Here is a 21,688-nt window from a genome sequence, read left to right as displayed (position 1 = left end):
ATCCCAACTCGTTATGGTCGCGCAAATTCTCTTGGGAGACTACCGACATGAAAGACATCCTTTCCGAGCTCGAAGGCCGTCGCAACAACGCGCGATTGGGTGGTGGGCAAAAACGCATCGACTCGCAACACGCCCGCGGAAAGCTGACGGCACGCGAACGGATCGAGTTGCTGGTAGACGAAGGCAGCTTTGAAGAGTTTGACATGTTTGTCAGCCATCGCTGCACTGATTTCGGAATGGAGAAACAAAAGCCTGCTGGTGATGGGGTGGTCACAGGCTGGGGTACGATCAATGGTCGAATGGTCTACGTCTTCAGCCAGGACTTCACCGTATTCGGTGGCTCGCTGTCAGAAACCCATGCGCAGAAGATTTGCAAGATCATGGACATGGCAGTTCAAAACGGAGCGCCGGTGATCGGGATCAACGACTCGGGCGGGGCGCGGATTCAGGAGGGCGTCGCTTCATTGGCCGGATATGCTGAGGTGTTCCAGCGTAACATCATGGCCTCAGGCGTCGTGCCACAGATCAGCGTGATAATGGGGCCGTGTGCAGGTGGTGCGGTTTACAGTCCTGCAATGACCGACTTCATCTTCATGGTCAAAGACACCTCGTACATGTTCGTGACCGGCCCAGACGTTGTGAAGACCGTCACCAATGAGGTCGTGACGGCGGAGCAACTGGGAGGGGCTTCGACCCACACCAAAAAGTCGTCGGTCGCTGATGGCGCGTTTGAAAACGATGTGGAGGCGCTGGCCGAGGTGCGCCGTCTTGTCGACTTCCTTCCGCTCAACAATCGCGAGAAACCGCCGGTTCGTCCGTTTTTTGACAGCCCTGACCGGGTCGAGACATCGCTGGATACGCTGATCCCGGACAATCCGAACACGCCGTACGACATGAAGGAACTGATCACCAAAGTGGCGGATGAGGGTGATTTTTACGAGATTCAGGAAAACTACGCTAAGAACATCATCACCGGTTTTATCCGGCTTGAAGGGCAGACCGTGGGCGTCGTGGCCAACCAACCCATGGTATTGGCAGGATGTTTGGACATCGATAGTTCCCGAAAAGCGGCCCGGTTCGTGCGGTTCTGTGATTGCTTTGAAATCCCGATCCTGACGCTTGTTGATGTTCCGGGCTTTCTGCCGGGCACTTCGCAGGAGTATGGCGGCGTGATCAAGCACGGCGCGAAACTGCTATTTGCTTATGGCGAAGCGACCGTGCCAAAGGTCACCGTAATCACGCGTAAGGCCTACGGTGGCGCGTATGATGTTATGGCCTCCAAACACCTGCGCGGCGACTTCAATTATGCGTGGCCCACGGCTGAGATCGCGGTGATGGGTGCAAAGGGCGCGACCGAAATCATCCACCGCGCCGATCTCGGCGATTCCGATAAGATCGCACAACACACTCAGGACTATGAGGACCGGTTCGCAAATCCCTTCGTTGCGGCCGAGCGCGGCTTCATTGATGAGGTGATCATGCCACAATCGACCCGCCGCCGTGTATCACGTGCATTTGCGAGCCTGCGCGGCAAGCAACTGAAGAACCCTTGGAAAAAGCACGACAATATCCCGCTGTAAATGCCCGCCGAGGAGGCCCGAGCCGTAAATGCCCCGATTGACCGGACATAAGACCGTGCAGGTTGCAACCACTCTGCACGCTCCCCCGGAGGAAGGAAACCGCCGCTGGCGGATCCGGGGATGCGCCGGGGTTTTTACGTTGCTGGTCGGAGTAGGTTCGGCGCTGGCCTCAAACCTGCTGCCCGTGCCATCGGGTCAACCGGTCGAGCTTAGCGATGTGCTTCTGGACACCAATCCGGGTGAGCTTTGGGTGCGGTTTCGATTCATTGCACCCAAGATCGGATCGACTGCAGGTCGTATCACATATGATGTCGCCGTAGTCGACATGGAGCATTTGTGTGAAACACTGGCGGTGCCTTATGTGGCCCAGCACGAATTGCAGCCTGCCCGGATTGTGATTTCGTTTTCGGACAGACCGGTAGCGTTCGGCACCTCCGAACCTGACGCAACGCAGTTCTTCGAAGCCTACCGGCTGGATCAATCCCGGTGTATCTGGGAGGGGCTCTGACCATGAACCAACAATGTCACAGTCTCAGAGTGTCCCGATACAGTGATGCAGCTCTGGAGGTTCGCATGATCACTTCAATCCCGCAGGCATGTCCGATGGCCTGCCATATCTGGAACTTGTCCGTTGAGGTTTCGCAATGCTGAAACATCGCGGTTTCCCCGGACGTTTGCCCGGAACAGACTTCCAGTTCACCATTCGGCGGGCCAATCCCAAGGGCGTTACGCCGCTGACCCAGCGAGAACGCTTTCGCGATCGCAAACCCGCCGACAAGCGCGCAGATGTCGCGTTTATCGAGGCGTTATGGGCGCATTTTGGTGATCAGCCCTTTGAGCGAGGCAATCTGGACGCGGGCCGTCTAAGTTGGCTGTTCGGGCGTGAGGTTGTCGCCGCCGAAGACCCGTTTGATCCTGCAAGCTATGATGCTCTGCTGGTGATCAATCTGGACGCCGCGCGCCAATCTTTCCCTGACGTGTTCGACGGAGCGCGCTGATTGTGACCGGGGCTGCCGCACATAACACTCAGATGATCAGTGACACTGGAACCCTGCCCGCTAATGGGCAGGGTAGGCTGTTTTCATCAGAAGTTGAGTTGCGCGGCCAACTGGACACGATTGCCGTCGAATGTGTCGCCGGAAATTGTGTCGTTCCGCTCGCCATAGATGTATTCGGCGCTGAGCGTCAGGTTGTCTGTCGCCTTGTAAAAGGCATTGACGTGGATCGTCTCAAGCTCAGTGAACGACAAAGTACCGGTCGATGTAGGCAGGTCGTAGTCTTCCTTGCCATAGGCGATGCCGACGTTCCATTTGGAACTCAGGTCCTGACGGAATTCGATGGTGTAGCCATCAACATCGTTGGCCTGACCCCCGACGACTGCGTCGCCCAAGCCGATCAGGTAGGGGCCAAGTGCCTCGCCGTTGACATAGTTGACCTGGAACAACCCACCTTCCCACGGTCGGATCGAGCCCGACAAAGAGAAACCGGTCTGATCGACCTCGACGTCGCCGGATTGCGCCTTGCCGTAGAGCGCCGAGGCACGAGCGATGTATTTGCCATCGTTGTATTCGACCGAACCAGTCAGCACAGGATCATCCGAATCCGAGCCGCCGACGTTTTCTTCAACGGAAACGGCGAAGGTGGTATTCGATCCGATATTGTTGGTGTAGCGCACCTGCGGTACGCGCGCGAAAGCGATCCCGACCGGCCCGTTAAATTCCACCGAGGTCGGGTAGGTGTCCAGAGGTTGGAAATTGGTCCAGTATTGTCCGATCAGCCATTGTTCCCCAATTCGGATATTGGCATGACGAATTCGGAATTCGGCGGTTCCGTCCGAGCCGAAGGCATCGACTTCGATCTGGCCCTGAATGTCACCGATTCCCGAAGGCGTGCTGGTGCGCAGCCCGATACGAGACTGACGGACTGTGGCGCCAAACGTTCCATCCGTCTCGGCCGAGGGTTCACCAATCACGTTTACGAATGCGGTGTCGCCCTGATCGTATTCGAAGTCATAGAAGAAGTCGGCTTTGACATAACCGTAGACGTCCAGAGTGGTGTTGCCGATCTGCAGATCCCCAGTGCCAGACCCGGGATTGGAGGATTCCAGCGCTTCGACCCGGGCGCGCAGTGCAGCCAATTCAGCCTGAGTTTGTGCATCTTGCGCCAAGGCTTGCATACCGGTCACGGAAAGCGCGCTGGCAGCAAGCAGGCTGGCGGTTTTACCCTTTGTTATCATATGGATAGTTCCTTGTGTGCGAGTGTGCAGGGGCACCGTTCCACGCAACTGAATTCTTGGGAAATCACCAAGTTGAGAGAAGATGCTCTCAATTTTTCAAGCAAAAGTGTCGGTAGACATGTGACGTTTCACACTGCGGTGAAACCGGAATCTAAGTTACTGTCACCGGAAGGATTTTTGCGTGAGTTTGTAGTGATGTTGCGTGAGGTGCCTCGCGCACTGCCTCGCTACAAGTCTTCGATTTGTAACAGGAACGTGACGGATTTCAGACGTAGTCGTCGCTGTCCGGGCGATTACGACGTCGGCGCAAATCTGCGTGGTGCCGCGCTGGATGGGCAGGTTTCAGCCGGAATCTCAGATGGAAACAATAACTGGTTGGCGGCCAGAATTGTGCTGTGCACAGTGATTGGGCCGTGCGGCTCTACTTTGCCTGCGTCGCACAAGCACCTACTATTCCGTACCCCTTCCTTCCGCGGGCAGGCTTGTGTTCCCCACAGAGTTCTGTCCGCGGTTTTCTTTTTGTCAGGTTTGGACAAAAAGCGGCAAAAACCTGCGCAATTCGCAAGTTTGTGGTCCGTGTTATTGCATAACAAGGCGCGAAATCGGCATCTGCTCTCAAAGACTGCAAAAAATCTAGAAGGGCAGAAACCATGCGAATCAAACGAATTTCTCTTGCGTTGGCAACCTGCGCGGGTTTGGCGGCCTGCGGTGGCTCGACCGGCGAACAGGCGATCCTTGGCGGCGGTGCGGGGGCTCTGGGGGCGGCGGTCCTCAGTGCAGATCCGCTGCTTGGGGCGGCAGTCGGGGCTGCGGGCAACGTGCTTTACTGCAAGACCCAGAACAACTGTAACTAAAGCTGAATTTAACGGGGCTGGAAAAGTCCCGTCCGTCATTGCGCATCACGCCGTCGTGGGGTCAACGCCCCGCGGCGGCGTTTTGCGTTTCCAGAACATCAAGCCAAAGGACGTTCCATGTTCAACAAGATCCTGATCGCAAACCGGGGCGAGATTGCCTGCCGGGTCATCAAGACCGCCCGCAAGATGGGCATTGGCACGGTTGCCATCTATTCAGATGCTGACAAGAACGCCCTGCATGTTTCAATGGCGGATGAGGCCGTGCATATCGGCCCGCCGCCTGCCAACCAGTCATACATCGTCATCGACAAGGTGTTGGATGCCATCCGTAAAAGCGGCGCGCAGGCGGTCCACCCCGGTTATGGCTTTCTGTCCGAGAACTCCAAATTCGCCGAGGCGCTGGATGCCGAAGGCGTCGCCTTTGTCGGCCCCCCGGTCGGTGCGATCGAAAGCATGGGGGACAAGATCACCTCGAAGAAGATCGCGCAGGAGGCCGGGGTTTCGACGGTGCCCGGTTACATGGGCCTGATCGAAGACGCCGATGAGGCAGTGAAGATTTCGAACGACATTGGCTATCCGGTGATGATCAAGGCCAGCGCTGGCGGCGGTGGCAAGGGCATGCGGATTGCGTGGAATGACGAAGAGGCGCGGGAAGGTTTCCAGTCATCCAAGAACGAGGCCGCGAACTCCTTCGGCGACGACCGGATTTTCATCGAGAAATTTGTGACTCAGCCGCGCCACATCGAGATTCAGGTGCTCTGTGACAGTCACGGCAATGGCATCTATCTCGGGGAACGCGAATGCTCGATCCAGCGCCGGAACCAGAAAGTTGTGGAAGAGGCGCCATCGCCGTTCCTTGACCCTGAAACCCGCAAGGCGATGGGCGAACAGGCGGTCGCGTTGGCCAAGGCTGTGAACTATGCCAGCGCCGGTACGGTCGAGTTCATCGTGGATGGCGAAAAGAACTTCTACTTCCTCGAAATGAACACCCGCCTGCAGGTGGAACACCCGGTGACCGAACTGATCACTGGTGTCGATCTTGTCGAACAGATGATCCGTGTGGCCGCTGGTGAAAAACTGTCGATCACGCAGGATGACGTCACCCTGACAGGCTGGGCGATTGAAAACCGTCTTTATGCAGAGGACCCGTATCGTGGCTTCTTGCCCTCGATTGGCCGCCTTACCCGTTATCGCCCGCCGCAGGAGGTCGCAGCAGGCCCGCTGCTTGTGAATGACAAATGGCAAGGTGATGCGCCTAAAGGGGATAGCGCTGTGCGTAACGATACCGGCGTCTATGAGGGCGGCGAGATCAGCATGTATTACGACCCGATGATCGCCAAGCTGTGTACCTGGGCATCGACCCGCGAACAGGCGATTGAGGCGATGCGCGTGGCGCTGGACAGTTTCGAAGTCGAAGGCATCGGTCACAATTTGCCATTCCTGTCAGCGGTCATGGATCACCCGAAATTTGTAAGTGGTGACATGACGACCGCTTTCATCGCCGAGGAGTATCCGGACGGGTTTGAAGGCGTCGACCTTCCCGAAGAAGATCTGCGTCGCATCGCAGCCTCGTGCGCTGCCATGCACCGGGTTGCCGAAATCCGTCGCACCCGCGTATCGGGCCGGATGGACAACCATGAAAGGAAAGTCGGCAAACGTTGGAATGTCGCTCTGCAAGGGCAGGATTTCAGCGTCAATGTTAAGGCTGACAAACAGGGCGCGACTGTCAAATTCAAAGACGGGTCAGCTCTGCGTGTGTCCTCTGACTGGACGCCGGGTGACCAACTTGCGGTGTTGGACGTGGATGGCAGCCCGTTGGTCTTGAAGGTTGGAAAGATATCGGGCGGGTTCCGTATCCGAAACCGAGGGGCTGACCTCAAGGTACATGTGCGCACCCCGCGTCAGGCCGAACTGGCCCGCCTGATGCCCGAGAAGCTGCCGCCTGATACATCGAAAATGTTGCTCTGCCCAATGCCGGGCTTGATCGTGAAGATTGATGTGGAAGTAGGTCAGGAGGTGCAGGAAGGTCAGGCACTTTGTACCGTTGAGGCGATGAAGATGGAGAACATCCTGCGCGCCGAGAAAAAGGGCGTTGTCTCCAAGATCAACGCGGGCCCCGGCGACAGTCTGGCCGTTGACGATGTGATCATCGAGTTCGAGTGATGATGCGCGCACCTGCGACATATCTTTCAAGGTTCCCAGCGGCTTCCGCCGGGATCTTGAGGCATGTCGCAGGTGCTCAGCCGCCCTCACGTCGTTCGCGGATTTCGCGCTCGCGCAAAGGCGTCTTGTCAATGGATCGGCCAATCTCACGCACGCTCCATGGGCTGGGTTTGCGCAGTTTGACGACACCATCCTTGTCGACAAACACCATCTGGAAACCACGCGGTCGCAGTTTTGATCGGATCGATGATCGCGCCGCCGGATCAGTATCGGTCAAGACAATCACGTCGCGATCCCGCATTGCGTCTTCTCCTTCGAGTAACATGTCGATCTGCTGCTGGAATCTTGGGTCTGCCGGGGTGTCGGCAAAAACGACGATCGGGCGATGCGTCCAGAGAAAATCGCTTAGATCGCTGTCAGCTACTGGACGAACAAAGCTGTCATCCGCAGGGGCAGTCGCGTCGGCGGCCAAGGCGGCCAACGGGAATAGTGCCGAGAAAACAAAGGCAAGCGTGCGTGTCATGAGGCCTCCTGTTGTGATGAATATAGCCTCTGCCGGGGCGAATGCGACTGACGAAATGCGTGTGATCACCAAAAATTTGCTTCGTGGACGCCGCACCCACCCATGCGTAATTATCAATTTGCCTACAAAACGCGCCGTTCCCGCGGCCTTCGCGTTGGGAGAGTAGGCCGATGGAAGTGATCCTGCATTGTGGCGCGCATCGGTGTGCAAGCACCAGTTTCCAGAACTATCTAAGCCGGAACGTGCAGGTCCTTGCAGATCAAGGTCTGGCGTATTGGGGGCCGGAGCGAACACGCTCCAATGGCCTCAACAGCTTGAACAAATTGACGCCTGAGGTCTGTGATGGATTACGCCGCGAGTTGGACGTATGTCAGCAAGACGGCGCGACGCAACTGTTGGTCAGCCAAGAGAATTTCGTGGGCTCGATGGAGCGCAATATTGCCTTTGCCTCGCTCTATCCCGGCATGCTGGAACGCGGGCAGCTTTTGGCAAGGGCATTTGATGGTAGAGTCACTAAAATTGCTTTGAATATCCGCGCGTTGGATATGTATTGGTCTTCCGTGGCCGCCTATAAGTTCAAACGCGGCAGCGCCCCCATCGAACCAGCAAAGTGGAAACGCATCGCGCAAAGCAAGCGGAGCTGGCGCGACGTCATCACCGATATAAGCCACGCCTTCCCGGGCGTCCCGTTGCTTGTCCTGCCGTTCGAGGAATTTGCAGGTCATCAACAGGTACAGCTTGAGGCGCTGACGGGTCGCACCGCGCCCGAATTCAGTGACGGCCTTGCGCTGAATGCGGCACCCAAACCTACGCCCCATGGTCTGAGCGCTGAACAGGCGATGAAGCTTTGGGCTGATTATGCCGATGATCTGGAATGGCTTGCCTCGGGTGCCGATGGGCAGGCTGAACTGATCTGCCGAACAGATAGCAATGCGCGCGGGGTCGCCCCCGCCGAAACCAGAATTGAACAGAGGAAATCGACATGACCGACACCAACGACTGGCAGGTGCTGGCCGAAAAAGAGCTGCGCGGCCGACCTTTGGGCGATCTGACCAAAGAGACGCTGGAAGGCATCGACGTCAAACCGCTTTACACTCAGGAAGACACGGCTGATCTGCCGCATATGGGCTCGCTTCCGGGCTTCGGGCCGTTTACGCGCGGCGTCAAAGCGACGATGTACGCGGGCCGTCCGTGGACGATCCGTCAATATGCAGGCTTCTCGACAGCTGAAGAATCGAATGCGTTTTACCGCCGCAATCTGGCAGCCGGCCAGCAAGGTGTCTCGGTCGCCTTCGATCTGGCGACGCACCGGGGGTATGACAGTGACCATCCTCGCGTGGTGGGCGATGTCGGTAAGGCCGGTGTGGCCATCGACAGCGTTGAGGATATGAAAATCCTGTTCGACGGCATCCCGTTGGACAAGGTTTCAGTCTCAATGACGATGAACGGGGCGGTGATCCCTGTTCTGGCCAGCTTCATTGTTGCGGGTGAAGAGCAGGGGCATGACAAATCCGTGCTGTCGGGCACCATTCAGAACGACATTCTGAAAGAGTTCATGGTGCGTAATACTTACATCTACCCGCCCGAGCCATCGATGAAGATCATTTCGGACATCATCGAATACACCTCGAACGAGATGCCCAAGTTCAACTCGATCTCGATCTCTGGCTATCACATGCAAGAGGCTGGCGCGAACCTGGTACAGGAATTGGCATATACGCTCGCCGATGGCCGCGAATATGTGCGTGCTGCGACGCAATCGGGTATGGACGTGGACAAGTTCGCGGGTCGTCTGTCGTTCTTCTTCGCCATCGGCATGAATTTCTTCATGGAGATCGCGAAACTGCGTGCCGCGCGCACCCTATGGCATCGCGTAATGACCGAGTTTGGTGCGAAATCCGAACGGTCGAAAATGCTGCGGACACATTGCCAGACATCCGGTGTTAGTCTGCAGGAGCAAGATCCCTATAACAACGTGGTCCGTACCGCCTATGAAGCCATGAGCGCGGTTCTGGGCGGCACCCAATCGCTGCACACCAACGCATTGGACGAGGCGATCGCGCTGCCAACCGATTTCTCAGCACGTATCGCGCGAAACACGCAGCTGGTGTTGCAAGAGGAAACCGGCGTGACCGATGTGGTCGATCCGCTGGCGGGCTCTTACTACGTCGAAAGCCTGACCAACGAGTTGGTCGAAAAAGCCTGGGCTCTTATGGAAGAGGTCGAGGAAATGGGCGGTATGACCAAGGCCGTTGCCAGTGGCATGCCCAAGCTGCGGATCGAGGAAAGCGCTGCGCGCCGTCAGGCCATGATCGACCGGGGCGAAGAGGTTATCGTTGGGGTCAACAAGTATCGCAAAGAGCAAGAAGACCCGATCGATATTCTGGACGTCGATAACGTGGCCGTGCGTGAAGCTCAGGTCGCGCGGCTGGAGCGTATCCGTGCAACGCGCGACGAGGCGGCTTGCCAACAGGCGCTAGACGCCCTGACAAGAACCGCCCGCGAGGGAGGCAACCTGCTTGCCGCCGCCGTCGAGGCCGCCCGAGCCCGCGCATCCGTAGGAGAGATCAGCATGGCAATGGAGAAAGAGTTCGGTCGCCACCGTGCCGAAGTGAAGACCCTGGCCGGTGTTTACGGTGCGGCCTACGAGGGTGACGAAGGTTTTGCCGCGATTCAGAATTCCATAGAAGAATTCGCCAAGGCCGAGGGGCGTCGCCCGCGTCTGCTGGTGGTCAAGATGGGGCAGGACGGCCACGATCGAGGGGCCAAGGTGATTGCCACTGCCTTTGCCGATATCGGGTTTGATGTGGATGTCGGCCCTCTGTTCCAGACGCCTGCAGAAGCCGCACAGGACGCGGTGGACAATGATGTGCATGTGATAGGGATCTCTTCGCAGGCTGCGGGGCATAAGACATTGGCGCCTCAGTTGGTTGAGGAACTGAAAAAGGCAGGGGCTGAAGACATCATAGTCATCTGCGGTGGGGTCATTCCGCAACAGGATTACCAGTTCCTTTACGATCACGGTGTGAAGGCGATCTTTGGTCCGGGAACGAATATCCCTGATGCGGCACAAGACATCTTGCGTTTGATCGGTGAAGCTAAGTCCTGACACCGGGGCCTAGATTTTTCGTACGAAAAATCTTGTGACTTCGCCCCTTTGCGGAAAACATGCGACCAGACCCAAATGGTCTGGTCGTTTGTCATCAGGAGGCGTCTTCATGTTACTGGATCATCTGGCTGTTGCGGGCGAAACGCTTGAAGAAGCTTCTGACCATATCGAACAGGCGCTGGGCGTACGGCTTCAGGACGGCGGCAAGCATGAAAAATTCGGGACGTATAATCGACTTTTGGGCTTGCGGGATGGGCTCTATCTGGAGGCGATTGCGATCGACCCCGAAGCCTCCAAACCGCAAAGGACGCGCTGGTTCGATCTGGACCGGTTCACCGGATCACCCCGCCTGACCAACTGGATTTGCCGGGTTCCGGATATCGAAGCGTCACTGACCGTTTTCCCCGACGGCGTCGGACAACCTATCGATCTGAACCGAGGCGCGCTGCGCTGGCGTATGGCAGTCCCCCCAAATGGACGTCTGCCATTTGACAACCTCTTTCCGGCGCTTATCGAGTGGAAGGGTGATCTGCATCCGGCACAAATGCTTCAGGACAGTGGCTGCCGGTTACGCCGCCTGATTGTGTGCCATCCGGATGCAATCGACTTAGCCAAAGGTCTGGGGGCGTTGGAGTATGTCGCGTTTGACAGCGGCCCGGCTGCATTGCGCGCTGAAATCGAAACACCGCACGGGTTGCGCGTGCTGGAATGAACATCCGGCAGGCCAGAGCCCAAGATGCACCTGCGATTGCGGCGATAGCAAACGTGATTATCCGTGATACGCTGGTCACTTTCACCACCGATGAACGCAGCGTTGAAAGCGTGGTGGCAGAGATCGAAACCAGAGGTCCCGCCTTCTTGGTCGCCGAGCGCAGTGGTGCCGTCGAGGGGTTTGCGACCTATGGCACCTTCCGCTCGGGACCGGGATATGCGCAGTGCCGCGAACATTCGATACAGTTGGCACCCGAAGCCAGAGGCCAGAATGTTGGCCGTTCGTTGATGGAGGCTCTTGAAGCCATCGCGCGGGAGGATAACGTGCATGTCTTGGTGGCGGGCATTTCATCGGCCAACCCCGCAGCCATCGCCTTCCATAAGGCAATTGGCTTCAAGCAGGTGGGACGCATGCCTGAAGTGGGGTTCAAATGGGGGCAGCGGCTGGATCTTGTCCTGATGCAGAAAATACTCGGCCCGCAGTCATCTGTCGCACCTGACAGTCGTGACAAGGCACGCTAGGGTGCGCCCATGTCGATTTGGTCCAGAATAGCCGACGCGCTGAACGCGCTTGCCCAGGGCGAAAGCCTGACTGCGGTGTTTGAGAAACTGCGCACGCCGCCAGAACGTTCGGTGGCCTTTGCGATTGCTGTTGTGGCGCTTGGCGCCAAGATGGCCAAGGCCGACGGTCAGGTGACGCGGGATGAGGTGACGGCTTTCCGTGAAGTGTTCCAGATCGCGCCCGAAGATGAAGACGGGGCGGCCAAGGTCTTTGACATGGCACGGACAGACGTTGCTGGATATCAGGACTATGCCCGCCGGATTGCCCGCATGTTCGCCGAAGATAGCACCACCCTGTGCGATTTGATGGAAGGGCTGTTTCACATTGCCATGGCGGACGGGTTCTACCATCCGAACGAAAACGAGTTTTTGGAAGAAGTCAGCCGCATTTTCGGCCAGACCGACGCTCAGTTCATGGCCCTGCGCGCGCGTTTCGTACCGGATGCGCCGAAAGACCCCTATACTGTTCTGGGCGTTCCCCGCGACGCTCCTCTGACCGAAATTCGCAAGGTTTGGCGGCAACTGGTGCGAGAAACTCATCCCGATGCGATGCTGGCACGCGGCGTTCCGGAAGAGGCGGTGCGGCTGGCCGAGAAAAAGATGATCGACATCAACCGCGCCTGGGATGAAATCAATGGCGCTCGGGTCTGATCCGTGCGGTTGGCGACCTACAATATCGAATGGTTCGCCAACCTGTTTGATCGCAATGACAGCCTGATTGTCGATGACAGCTGGTCAGGGCGTCACGATGTGACCAAGGCCCGGCAGGTTGAGGCGATCGCAAAGGTGCTGACGGCGATTGATGCCGATGCGATGCTGATCGTCGAAGCCCCCAACACAGGCAAGTCTCAGAATACGGTCCGTGCCTTGCAGCGATTTGCCGAGGCGTTCGGTCTGCGTACAAGCCATGCAATCATGGGATTTCCCAATGATACACATCAGGAATTGGCCCTGCTTTATGATCCCGAAATTCTTACAGCCAAACACGACGCAAGGGAGGCTGAGAACGCGCCGCGTTTCGATGCCGAGTTCCGGATCGACCTGGATGTGGATGCGACCGAGGATCTTGTTCGGTTTTCAAAGCCTCCGATGGAATTGGCGATCCAAACAACCTCAGGGCAAGAGTTTCGACTGATCGGGGCGCATCTGAAGTCCAAAGCGCCCCATGGCGCTGCGTCGCGGGATGAGATGATACGAATTTCGATTGCCAATCGCCGTAAGCAGTTGGCGCAGGCGGTATGGCTGGGTCGACGGGTCCGACATCATTTGACGGAGCAAGAGCCGGTGATTTTGCTGGGCGATCTCAATGACGGACCCGGACTGGATGAGTTCGAACACCTCTTCGGTCGATCGTCGGTCGAGATATTGTTGCAGGCGGGGCTCTATGATCCTCATGCAGCAAGGGCATTGGAACTGCGCCCCGGTTCCGTCCCAGCAACTGCACGATTTGCGCGGCCGAATGAGGGACGGTATCTTGAGGCGTTGTTGGACTACATCATGATTAGCGAGGATTTGCGCGCCCACCGCCCGAACTGGCGCATCTGGCATCCGTTTCGCGATGCCGCCTGCTGGGGCAACCCCGAGCTGAGGGATGCCTTGCTAACCGCATCCGACCACTTCCCGGTGACGTTGGATATCGACCTCTGACCTTTCAACACTCGGCACGCTCGCTTATATTCAAGCTATGCTACGTCTCATGCTGATCAGCGCTGTTTGTACCGCCTTGGCCCTGCCTGCCCAAGCACAGAACGATTCAGGTAAGTCGCTGATGGAGCGGGGTGCCGAGTTGTTTCTGGAAGGCTTGCGGCAAGAGATGGAGCCCACGATCGAAGACCTGCGTGGATTTGCGGACCAATTTGGTCCGGCTTTGCAGTCTTTCATGCGGGAAATGGGTCCGGCGCTGGCTGAGTTGGCTGCTCAGGTGCAGGATTGGAGCGCGTATGAATCGCCCGAGATGTTACCAAACGGCGACATTATCATCCGCAAGAAGCCCAAAGATCAGCCCGAAGAAGTTGTGCCGGAAGAAGAGACTTCTAACGGTTATACCGATATCTGATTATCCGCGAATGATCACTTTGGGTTCTGATTTCAGCGCGCCGGCCAACGAGTTAAAACGGGCCTCGGCGACTTCGTTGAACAATGCGCCCGCCGATTTGGGCAGACGCAGTTCGAGCTTTTGTTTTTTGGGATAGTAACGCATCTTGCCCATGGCTGCGTCGTGCTGCATCCAAAGCATCGCTCCGAACCGTAGTGCTTTGCCTAGGATTTCGGCCTGTTCTTGGCCGCGTTCTTCGAGCAGTTCGTAAAGCTCGGTAAAGCGGCTCCCTTCACGTTTGTTGCGATATCGGTGTTGCAAAGCGAGCCCGATAAAGATCCGCTCGGAATGTTTGATCCCGCTCATGTTGGCGCGGGTGACATATTCGAAACAAGCCTCGGCCCGGTAATCTGGATGCGCACGCCAACTGACGTCGTGCAGCAGACAAGCTGCCTTGATCAGGCGCAGCATCGGTTCCGGCGCCGAACGGAACAAGGGCATTACAAAATCGAACAGGTGTTTGCCGAAACCGGGCAAGCGCGCGTCTTTCGCTTCGGCAAACCGGCAGGCTTCGATCAAAGGATCCCGGTCGCGCAGGCGTTGCGGCATCTGTTCATACAGCAATCCTTCGCGGATGCCGTAGCTTGAAATCGCGATGTCCTTTGGTTTGAACGTGCGGATCAGGCGTGAAAGCACATCCATTGCATAGGGGATCAATGCCATACGCGATCCCGACACACCGGCCAATGCGCGCAATTCATCAGGATCATTCTGTTCGATGAACTTGATGGTCTCGCGTACCTGACTTTGTGTCATGCGGTATTCGTGCAGCACGTTCAGCGGATAGCCTCGGCGCAACATGTCCAGACGTGCGAAGGCGCGCCAACTGCCGCCGACCAGAAACAGCCGATCACGTTGAGGGCCCATCCGGTCGCGCATCTCTTCCAGCGTCTTCTTGATATGCTCCTTACGCGCCCGGCGACCGCCTTTGATATCGCGCAGCTTGAGCGGCCCCAGGGGCGAAGTCATGCGACGTCCGACCTTGCCGCCTCCGATCTCAGCGAGTTCGACGGACGAGCCACCGATGTCGCAGATCAGCCCATAAGCTCCGGGCCAACCCAGCAGCACGCCCTGAGCTGAGAGCCGTGCTTCTTCCTCGCCATCGACAACGTTGATGATCAGGCCGGTTTCGGCTTTTGCCTGCGCGCAGAAATCCGGTCCATCGCTGGCCTCGCGCACCGCAGCGGTGGCGACAGCGTGCAGGGCGGGCAGGCCGAGGTCTCTGGCAAGATGCTGAAACCTGTGCAAGGCAGCCAGCGCCCGTTTGCGACCTTCAGGGTTCAGTCGGCCGGTCTCTGACAGGCCGGCGCCCAGTTCGCACATCACCTTTTCATTGTAGAAATAGGCCGGTGAGCGCGCCGCGCCGTCAAAAATCACCATCCGGACCGAGTTCGATCCGATATCGACAACCCCGACCCGGGAAAGTGCACGGGCGCCCGGATCTTCGAACAGCGGCCTTCCGAACAGCCCGTGATCCGGGAAATCAGTCTCGGCAATCTTGGTCATGGTGTCCCCAGGTCTTTTGCGCGACAGGATGCGAGATCACCCTTGTCCGGTCAATTGCAGGCATCCGATTGTTCGGCTTCTGTGTTCAATAGACGCACCGCCAGCGCACGGGTGATGTCGCGTTTTTCGGTCAGCGCAATTTCGTCCAGCTGTTCGACGACGCGGGCGGCGGTTTCAAAGCTGCGATTCATGTGCTTGACCAGATAGGCTATGACATCAGGCCCCGGATTGAGCTGCCGGTCGGTGAATAGCTTCGCCAGCACTGCGCCCAGCAACGCATCGTCCGGTCCTTCAAGCGACACATGATGCGCACCTTCGGCCCGGCTTTGCAGATCGGCCAGCGGCAGATGCCACAGTTTCGGCGTCGTGCGCCCGGTCATCAGCAAGGCGTGGCCCTCGGCCAGAACCAGATTGTGCAAATGGAACAGAGTTTTCTGCTGCTCGACGTCCGCCGCGATTACTGGCACATCTTCGACCGCCACCGGACCGCGCGCCAGGTCCGGCACGTCGTCATATCGAAGCGCGGCGGCTTGTACGATTCGACCGCCGGTCTCGCCGGCCCAGACATGCGCCAGATGGGTCTTGCCCGATCCTGCAGGGCCGCTCAGCACCAGTTTGTTGCCAGGCCACGAGGTGGCAGAGATCATCGCAACAGCTAGCGCATTAGCAGGCGAGACGAAAAAGTCTTCGCGGCCCAAGGCAGTCTTGGACGGCAGATCAAAGCTGAGCTGCATGGCCATTTATTCGTCTTCCTGATTGAGCCCTTCAAGCCCGGTATATAGGCGGCTGTGCAGATACTGCTCGGTCGCAAACCGTGCCAGCACGCCCAAGGCAGCCGCTACAGGTACTGCGATCAGCATTCCAACAAAGCCGAACAGCGCGCCGAAGACCGACAAGGCCAGCAGCAGCCAGACCGGGTGCAGGCCCACCGAACTACCGACGAGTTTGGGCGTCAGGAAGTTGCCCTCGGTCACCTGTCCGATAGCAAAAATACCGGCGACCAAACCGATATGTGCCCAATCCCCCCAGAACTGAAACAGGGCCAGGCCTATGGCCAGGGTGCCTCCGATCAGGGCGCCCAAATAGGGGATGAAGGTTACCAGTCCTGCAATGAAGCCGACGATCAGGCCGAATTGCAGACCGACCAGCATCAATGCGACAGCATAGTAGGTGCCGAGGATCAGGCAGACGGTACCCATTCCACGCACGAATGAGGCAAGAACGGCGTCGATTTCACCAGCAAGTCGTTTGATCGTGGGGGCGTGATCACGCGGCAAGAGCTCTCCGATCCGGGTGATCATGCGATCCCAATCCATCAGCAGATAAACCGCGACAACCGGTACGATAACCAGCAGGACGACGACATTTATTGCTGAACCCAATGAGGCCAGAACGGTTTGCAGCACATCGCCGGTTTTTGATTTCAGCGTCTCGCCAAATGACACCAGCATCTGGTGGGTATTTGATTCGCGATCGAGCAAAGCCGGGAATTGTTTCTCAATAAAGGCGCGCAGTTCTTTAAAAAGGCTTGGCAAAACATCAATCAGATCCAGTAGCTGTGTGATCAACGCGGGCACAACCATGAGAATCATCAAAACAAAACCAAACACGCCGACAACGGTAATGATCCCGGTCGCAGCCATGCGCGAAAGGCCGAGTGTTTCCAGGCGGTCCGCAACGGGATCAAGGAAATATGCAATCGCACCACCGATCACAAAGGGCAGCAAGACATCGCCCAACAGGTACAAAAGCAGCACGAAAACAGCGGCGGCAATGCCCCAGTATCTAAGCTGATCCTTCACCGGCAAGGCCATGGCGCAATCCCTCGTTTGCACAGCATTGCCGTGTTCTTGGCCCATGACGCCCGGCGATGCAAGCGGTTCATGGCGCGCGATTTTTATACCCTAGTCTGTCAGAGTACCCAGTTCCGGTGTCTCACCTGTGGCCATTTCATCAGGCCAGTTGGTGCGCCAGATTTCCGCCGACCAGTGTCCGCAATGTACCTTCGGGCGATCAAAGCCGGGCAGGGCAGGCAGCAGTGGCGCAACCACCACATCGTGGCGCGGAACGGCGAAATAAGGGAAGGAATAGCGTTCACGCCCGGATCGATTAACCACGCGATGCGGGGTCGATTTCAACCGCCCGCCCGACCACAGTTCCAGCATGTCGCCGATATTGACCACGAAGCCGCCGGGCGGGCAGTCCGGTGTGATCCAGCCGCCGGTGCGGGTCTGCACCTCAAGTCCTCCGACCGGATCGGGAGCGATTATTGTCAGTGCGTCGGTGTCCTTATGCGGATGAATTCCATAGCCACGCTCATCCGGGGATTGTGGCGGATAGTGTAGCAGGGTCATGTTGGTCATCGGGTCGCGGAAGGCGTCGCGTAGTGTGTTGGGCGGGATTTTTAACCCCACTTCCAATGCACCCAGCAAAAGACCTGTTACGCCATCAAGCTGTAGCCAGTAATCCAGTATTACCGCGCGGGCCTGGGGCACTTCTCGGGGCCAGATATTCGGGCCGTAAAGTGCGCATTCAACCCGGATCGGCGCATCTTCGGCTGCTTCGAAATGCAGCTTGTACCCTTCGTACTTATCCGCCGCGCCCGAGCCGTCATTGGGCGTGAAGAACCCCATCGGAATGTACCCACGATAGTTTTCGCGGGTGATGGCCTGATCCCATTTTTGGGCCTCGTCGATATCAAAGATCGCACTGACACACTCGCGCACCTGCTCGATGTGCTCAGGCGTGATGCCTGTCCCTGTGATCGACAGAAACCCGATGCTGGTGCAGGCATCCATGATCTGCGCGACCGTTGCTTGATACAGCGGACCAGAAGGATCAGTCAGCGGGCTGATATCTATGGTCGGAATATGCTCCATTAGGTAATTCTCACGCCTTGCCGTTCCAGTTCCTGATGCACAGGAGCAAGGTTCATACTGTCGAGCTCCTGATTGCTTTTCAGCGATAAGGCCGCCGCGATCCCTGCGCCCTGACCCATCACCGCGCAGCAGGACATGTTGCGCGTCGCGGCGTGAGCGACCCGATCCGCGCCATGGGACCGTCCCGCAACCAACAGGCCCTTGATCCCTTTGGGCAGCATCGAGCGATACGGAATCTGCATATATCGCCCCGTGGTCGGCAAGATCAGAATGCCGTAGCCATCGATGAATTCAGGGTAGATACCGATGGAATCCTCGAACCGGCCCTGATGTCGGGCATCGGTTTCGGTCATGTTGTAGACGGCATCGATCTTGCGCGTATCCCGAATGCCGATGGTCATTCCGAAATTGCGTAGACGTGCGTTTTCGCAACCCGGCATGAAACGGCGGAGGGCATCAATGGCCAGCATCGCCTGTCGGCGGCCTTCGATTTCACCAAAGGTCAGGCTTTCGGGGTCGGTTCCATCGATCTGGTCCATATGAATCAGGTTCATATAGGTCAGTTCTCCGGTATCGTGCATCGCCCCCCAGGTCCCCGCGATCGTGTTCAAATGAGCCGGTATCAGGCCCTCATCAATCGCCTGCTGGAAGGGTTTCTTGACGAAGGGCGAGAACATGTCGTCCTCTTTGCCCGAGGTTTCGATATTCCATTCGCCTCCGCCACCCCAGTCTTTATAGGTCTGCGGGTCGGCTTTGACACCTTCAATAAAGGCCCGTTTGTCGACACCGGCCAGATGGAACATCACTGAGGCCGCCATCATGTCCTCGCGTGGCGTCTTGTGCGTCGGGGCGCCCGCGCGATGCGCTACATCTGCATCCCCTGTGGCGTCGATGACAACCTTGGCCAAGATCGCCTCACGCCCCGCTTTGGATTCGGTAATCACCCCAGTGATGCGATCCCCCTCCATGATCGGGGCGACGAATTGCCGGTGCAACATCGGATGGACGCCAGCCTCTTCAACCAGCTTGTCGGCCACCAGCTTGAAGCCCTCGCTGTCCAGTTCGTAGCTGAGCGATTGGCTTTCAGGCACTGCTGCACCCATCTCTTTGGCGCGGGTTTCGAACTCCATGCCGATGCCTCCGGCCTCGACAGTTTGTTCGTGGCGATACCAGGCAAAGCCTTCGACACCGACTGCCGTAATATTCCCACCCATGCAACCGAACCTATCCATCAAGGAAACTTCGGCCCCAGCGCGTGCGGCAGCCAGCGCTGCTGACAATCCAGCGGGGCCCGAGCCCACAACCAATACGTCTGTCTGGTGAACAACGGGGACCTGGCGGGCGGGTTCGGTGATTGTTTGCATTGCTGCCTCGCGGTTGAACGTTTGCGCCAACATTGAAAACCCCGGCGTTGCGGTCAATCAAAAAACCGACTGAGCATGGGTCGCAAAACACCGATGTGCGATTGCCCCCGGCTAGGCTTTGGAATAATCACCTTGCAGCGAAATTCTCACCCGTAAGGTTACGTTATGCGCCTCAGCCGTTACTTTCTGCCCGTTCTCAAGGAAAACCCCTCGGAGGCTCAGATCGTCAGCCACCGGCTGATGCTGCGTGCCGGGATGATCAAACAGGCCGCCGCCGGGATCTATTCCTGGTTGCCATTGGGCTTCAAAGTTCTGCGCAAGCTGGAGAACATTGTGCATGAAGAGCAGGCGCGGGCTGGGCACATCGCGATCCAGATGCCGATTCTGCAATCAGCCGACCTGTGGCGCGAATCCGGTCGTTATGACGACTATGGCCAGGAAATGCTGCGCATGCAGGACCGCCATGGTCGCGATATGCTGTACACGCCAACCGCCGAGGAACTGGTGACCGACATCTTCCGCGGCCACGTGAGCAGCTACAAAGACCTTCCGCTGACGCTCTATCAGATTCAGTGGAAGTTCCGCGATGAAATCCGCCCACGTTTCGGCGTGATGCGGGGGCGCGAGTTCTACATGAAGGACGGATACAATTTCGATCTGACCAAAGAAGACGCGCTGCACGCCTATAACCGCCACTTGGTCAGCTATCTGCGTACTTATGAGCGGATGGGTCTGCAAGCCATCCCGATGCGCGCTGATTCTGGACCTATCGGCGGTGACTACACGCATGAGTTCCTCGTACTGGCCGATACTGGCGAATCCGAGGTCTTTTATGACAGCGCGGTCACCGATCTGACCTTCGGCGATCGTGAGATCGACTATGATAACCGCGAACAGTGTCAGGCGATCCTCGAAGAGTTCACTTCTAAATACGCCCGCACGGACGAAACCCACGACGAAGCCCTGTTTGACCAAATCCCCGAAAACCGCCGCCGCGTGGCGCGTGGTATCGAAGTGGGGCAGATCTTTTATTTTGGCACCCAGTATTCCGAAGCTCTTGGAGCGACTGTGCAAGGCCCGGATGGCAAGCCGGTTCCGGTTCACATGGGCAGCCACGGCATCGGCGTTAGCCGCCTGATCGGTGCGATCATCGAAGCCAGCCATGACGACAAGGGCATTATCTGGCCCGAAGGCGTGACTCCATTCCATTGCGGCATTGTGAACTTGAAGCAAGGTGATGAAGAGGCGGACGCGGCGTGCGATAAACTCTACAGCGCGTTGACTGCGCTGGGGCTTGAGCCGCTTTATGATGATCGGAATGAACGGGCAGGGGGCAAGTTTGCCACCATGGACCTGATCGGTCTGCCGTGGCGCATCACAGTGGGCCCGCGTGGTCTGAAAAACGGTGTGGTCGAACTCACCAGCCGCCGTACCGGCGAAAGTGAGGAACTCAGCCCCGAAGAGGCCGTCACCAAGATCGCAGAAATCTATGAGGGCATCGCCTGAACAAGGCGGTGCAACGTTCGGCGGTTTAGCTCAGGAAGCTGAGGTCGGACGTGCGGTCAGGAAATCGCCGTCCGCTTCGCTGCCGCGTGCGACCACGATCGGGCGACCAAAGCGGCGTACAAGTTCCGCCAGTTCGAAGCCCAGAAACCGCAATCCACAGACGCGTTCGTCAGTGGTGCGATCCGTGATGCACAGCCGCCCCTGCCGGAAAGCAAGGCGATAGCCTTTGTCCCGCAGTATGTCGGCCAAACCGGCCCAGCTTGCTGCGCTTGTGAAAACTGGCCTGATCGCTGCCCGCAACAATGCGGCGCTTTCGCAATCCAGTTCTGTTGCTGCTGAACGGGCAGTAATCGGGCCCGTACCTTCCATATGTTCTTGAATACCCATGAGCGTGCCTCCGCCCTTAAACTCTTAAAACGTGTCCCCCACACAAATAGGGTGACAAAGTTTCTCACACTAATCAATTTGTGAAACAATATTTCGCACCTGAATGTTGCGATTGTGACTCAGTCGGGTGCTGATATCTCACATTGACTTCATAACTGAAACAATAAGCCCTTGTCTGTGAAGGGGTTCACAACCATTGGTATAATTTGCGGCC

At 57.5% G+C, this 21,688-nt stretch carries 21 protein-coding genes; 13 read left to right on the top strand and 8 right to left on the bottom strand.

The window, feature by feature from the left end; all coding sequences use genetic code 11:
• The first annotated feature begins 47 nt into the window (after window positions 1–47).
• The 3 genes from ACR0A1_RS08615 (at window position 48) to ACR0A1_RS08605 (ending at window position 2,578) form a co-directional block, all read left to right on the top strand.
• Window positions 48–1,580, top strand: coding sequence for an acyl-CoA carboxylase subunit beta (locus ACR0A1_RS08615; protein WP_480867087.1), 1,533 nt, complete (start codon window positions 48–50; stop codon window positions 1,578–1,580).
• 28 nt (window positions 1,581–1,608) lie between these two features.
• Window positions 1,609–2,088, top strand: a complete 480-nt coding sequence (locus ACR0A1_RS08610) for a DUF6497 family protein (protein ID WP_480867085.1) — start codon at window positions 1,609–1,611, stop codon at window positions 2,086–2,088.
• A 136-nt stretch (window positions 2,089–2,224) separates the two neighbouring features.
• Complete coding sequence (locus ACR0A1_RS08605; RefSeq protein WP_170512369.1) at window positions 2,225–2,578, top strand: hypothetical protein; 354 nt, start codon at window positions 2,225–2,227, stop codon at window positions 2,576–2,578.
• An 86-nt stretch (window positions 2,579–2,664) separates the two neighbouring features.
• Here the strand turns inward: ACR0A1_RS08605 and ACR0A1_RS08600 are convergent, their stop codons facing one another.
• Window positions 2,665–3,816: a DcaP family trimeric outer membrane transporter gene (locus ACR0A1_RS08600; RefSeq protein ID WP_170401530.1), complete on the bottom strand. Its 1,152-nt coding sequence runs from the start codon at window positions 3,814–3,816 to the stop codon at window positions 2,665–2,667.
• Between the two features lie 650 nt (window positions 3,817–4,466).
• On the opposite strand from ACR0A1_RS08600, the gene ACR0A1_RS08595 reads away from it, so the two are divergent.
• Both ACR0A1_RS08595 and ACR0A1_RS08590 read left to right on the top strand, forming a co-directional pair.
• Entirely contained in the window at window positions 4,467–4,670 is a 204-nt protein-coding gene (locus tag ACR0A1_RS08595; protein WP_170392147.1) for a hypothetical protein, read from the top strand.
• 117 nt (window positions 4,671–4,787) lie between these two features.
• Complete coding sequence (locus tag ACR0A1_RS08590) at window positions 4,788–6,833, top strand: ATP-binding protein (protein ID WP_480867082.1); 2,046 nt, start codon at window positions 4,788–4,790, stop codon at window positions 6,831–6,833.
• A 76-nt stretch (window positions 6,834–6,909) separates the two neighbouring features.
• Here ACR0A1_RS08590 and ACR0A1_RS08585 read toward each other — a convergent pair whose 3' ends face one another.
• Window positions 6,910–7,356, bottom strand: coding sequence for a DUF4174 domain-containing protein (locus tag ACR0A1_RS08585; protein WP_170392143.1), 447 nt, complete (start codon window positions 7,354–7,356; stop codon window positions 6,910–6,912).
• A gap of 170 nt (window positions 7,357–7,526) precedes the next feature.
• Here ACR0A1_RS08585 and ACR0A1_RS08580 point away from each other — a divergent pair, with 170 nt between their 5' ends.
• From ACR0A1_RS08580 to ACR0A1_RS08550, 7 genes are all read left to right on the top strand, one after another.
• Window positions 7,527–8,342: a hypothetical protein gene (locus ACR0A1_RS08580; RefSeq protein WP_480867080.1), complete on the top strand. Its 816-nt coding sequence runs from the start codon at window positions 7,527–7,529 to the stop codon at window positions 8,340–8,342.
• Window positions 8,339–10,465 carry a methylmalonyl-CoA mutase gene (gene scpA / locus ACR0A1_RS08575; RefSeq protein WP_480867078.1) on the top strand — a complete coding sequence of 709 codons (2,127 nt, stop codon included), beginning with the start codon at window positions 8,339–8,341 and terminating at the stop codon, window positions 10,463–10,465. The genes ACR0A1_RS08580 and scpA overlap by 4 nt, the downstream gene beginning before the upstream one ends.
• 109 nt (window positions 10,466–10,574) lie before the next feature.
• Entirely contained in the window at window positions 10,575–11,177 is a 603-nt protein-coding gene (locus tag ACR0A1_RS08570; protein WP_170401518.1) for a VOC family protein, read from the top strand.
• Window positions 11,174–11,698 (top strand): N-acetyltransferase family protein, encoded by a 525-nt coding sequence (locus ACR0A1_RS08565; RefSeq protein ID WP_480867076.1) that lies wholly within the window; start codon window positions 11,174–11,176, stop codon window positions 11,696–11,698. The genes ACR0A1_RS08570 and ACR0A1_RS08565 overlap by 4 nt, the downstream gene beginning before the upstream one ends.
• Before the next feature lie 9 nt (window positions 11,699–11,707).
• Window positions 11,708–12,388 carry a molecular chaperone DjiA gene (locus tag ACR0A1_RS08560; RefSeq protein WP_170392133.1) on the top strand — a complete coding sequence of 227 codons (681 nt, stop codon included), beginning with the start codon at window positions 11,708–11,710 and terminating at the stop codon, window positions 12,386–12,388.
• 3 nt (window positions 12,389–12,391) lie between these two features.
• Window positions 12,392–13,384 (top strand): endonuclease/exonuclease/phosphatase family protein, encoded by a 993-nt coding sequence (locus ACR0A1_RS08555; protein ID WP_480867075.1) that lies wholly within the window; start codon window positions 12,392–12,394, stop codon window positions 13,382–13,384.
• A gap of 49 nt (window positions 13,385–13,433) precedes the next feature.
• Window positions 13,434–13,793 carry a hypothetical protein gene (locus ACR0A1_RS08550; protein ID WP_480867073.1) on the top strand — a complete coding sequence of 120 codons (360 nt, stop codon included), beginning with the start codon at window positions 13,434–13,436 and terminating at the stop codon, window positions 13,791–13,793.
• On the opposite strand, the gene ACR0A1_RS08545 is transcribed toward ACR0A1_RS08550, so the two are convergent.
• From ACR0A1_RS08545 to ACR0A1_RS08525, 5 genes are all read right to left on the bottom strand, one after another.
• The gene (locus tag ACR0A1_RS08545) at window positions 13,794–15,338 is read right to left on the bottom strand and encodes a Ppx/GppA family phosphatase (protein WP_170732939.1); all 1,545 of its coding nucleotides are present in this window, start codon (window positions 15,336–15,338) and stop codon (window positions 13,794–13,796) included.
• A gap of 50 nt (window positions 15,339–15,388) precedes the next feature.
• The gene (locus ACR0A1_RS08540; protein ID WP_170392125.1) at window positions 15,389–16,078 is read right to left on the bottom strand and encodes an HdaA/DnaA family protein; all 690 of its coding nucleotides are present in this window, start codon (window positions 16,076–16,078) and stop codon (window positions 15,389–15,391) included.
• A complete protein-coding gene (locus tag ACR0A1_RS08535; RefSeq protein WP_170392915.1) occupies window positions 16,079–17,152 on the bottom strand; it encodes an AI-2E family transporter in 1,074 nt (357 codons plus the stop codon). It abuts the gene before it with no gap.
• A gap of 90 nt (window positions 17,153–17,242) precedes the next feature.
• On the bottom strand, window positions 17,243–18,217 hold the full coding sequence (locus ACR0A1_RS08530) for an isopenicillin N synthase family dioxygenase (RefSeq protein WP_480867071.1): 975 nt from the start codon (window positions 18,215–18,217) through the stop codon (window positions 17,243–17,245).
• Entirely contained in the window at window positions 18,217–19,614 is a 1,398-nt protein-coding gene (locus tag ACR0A1_RS08525) for an FAD-dependent oxidoreductase (RefSeq protein WP_480867069.1), read from the bottom strand. Before ACR0A1_RS08525 ends, ACR0A1_RS08530 begins: the two co-directional genes overlap by 1 nt.
• 132 nt (window positions 19,615–19,746) lie before the next feature.
• Between ACR0A1_RS08525 and proS the strand changes: the two genes are divergently transcribed.
• Window positions 19,747–21,087 (top strand): proline--tRNA ligase, encoded by a 1,341-nt coding sequence (gene proS, locus ACR0A1_RS08520; protein WP_170609413.1) that lies wholly within the window; start codon window positions 19,747–19,749, stop codon window positions 21,085–21,087.
• 30 nt (window positions 21,088–21,117) lie between these two features.
• Here proS and ACR0A1_RS08515 read toward each other — a convergent pair whose 3' ends face one another.
• A complete protein-coding gene (locus ACR0A1_RS08515; RefSeq protein WP_170563856.1) occupies window positions 21,118–21,474 on the bottom strand; it encodes a hypothetical protein in 357 nt (118 codons plus the stop codon).
• Between the last annotated feature and the right edge of the window lie 214 nt (window positions 21,475–21,688).

The sequence above is a fragment of the Ruegeria sp. D6 genome (assembly GCF_056534365.1).
The sequence above is the reverse complement of the archived record's forward strand: the minus strand, read 5'-3'. Positions and strand labels throughout refer to the sequence as shown.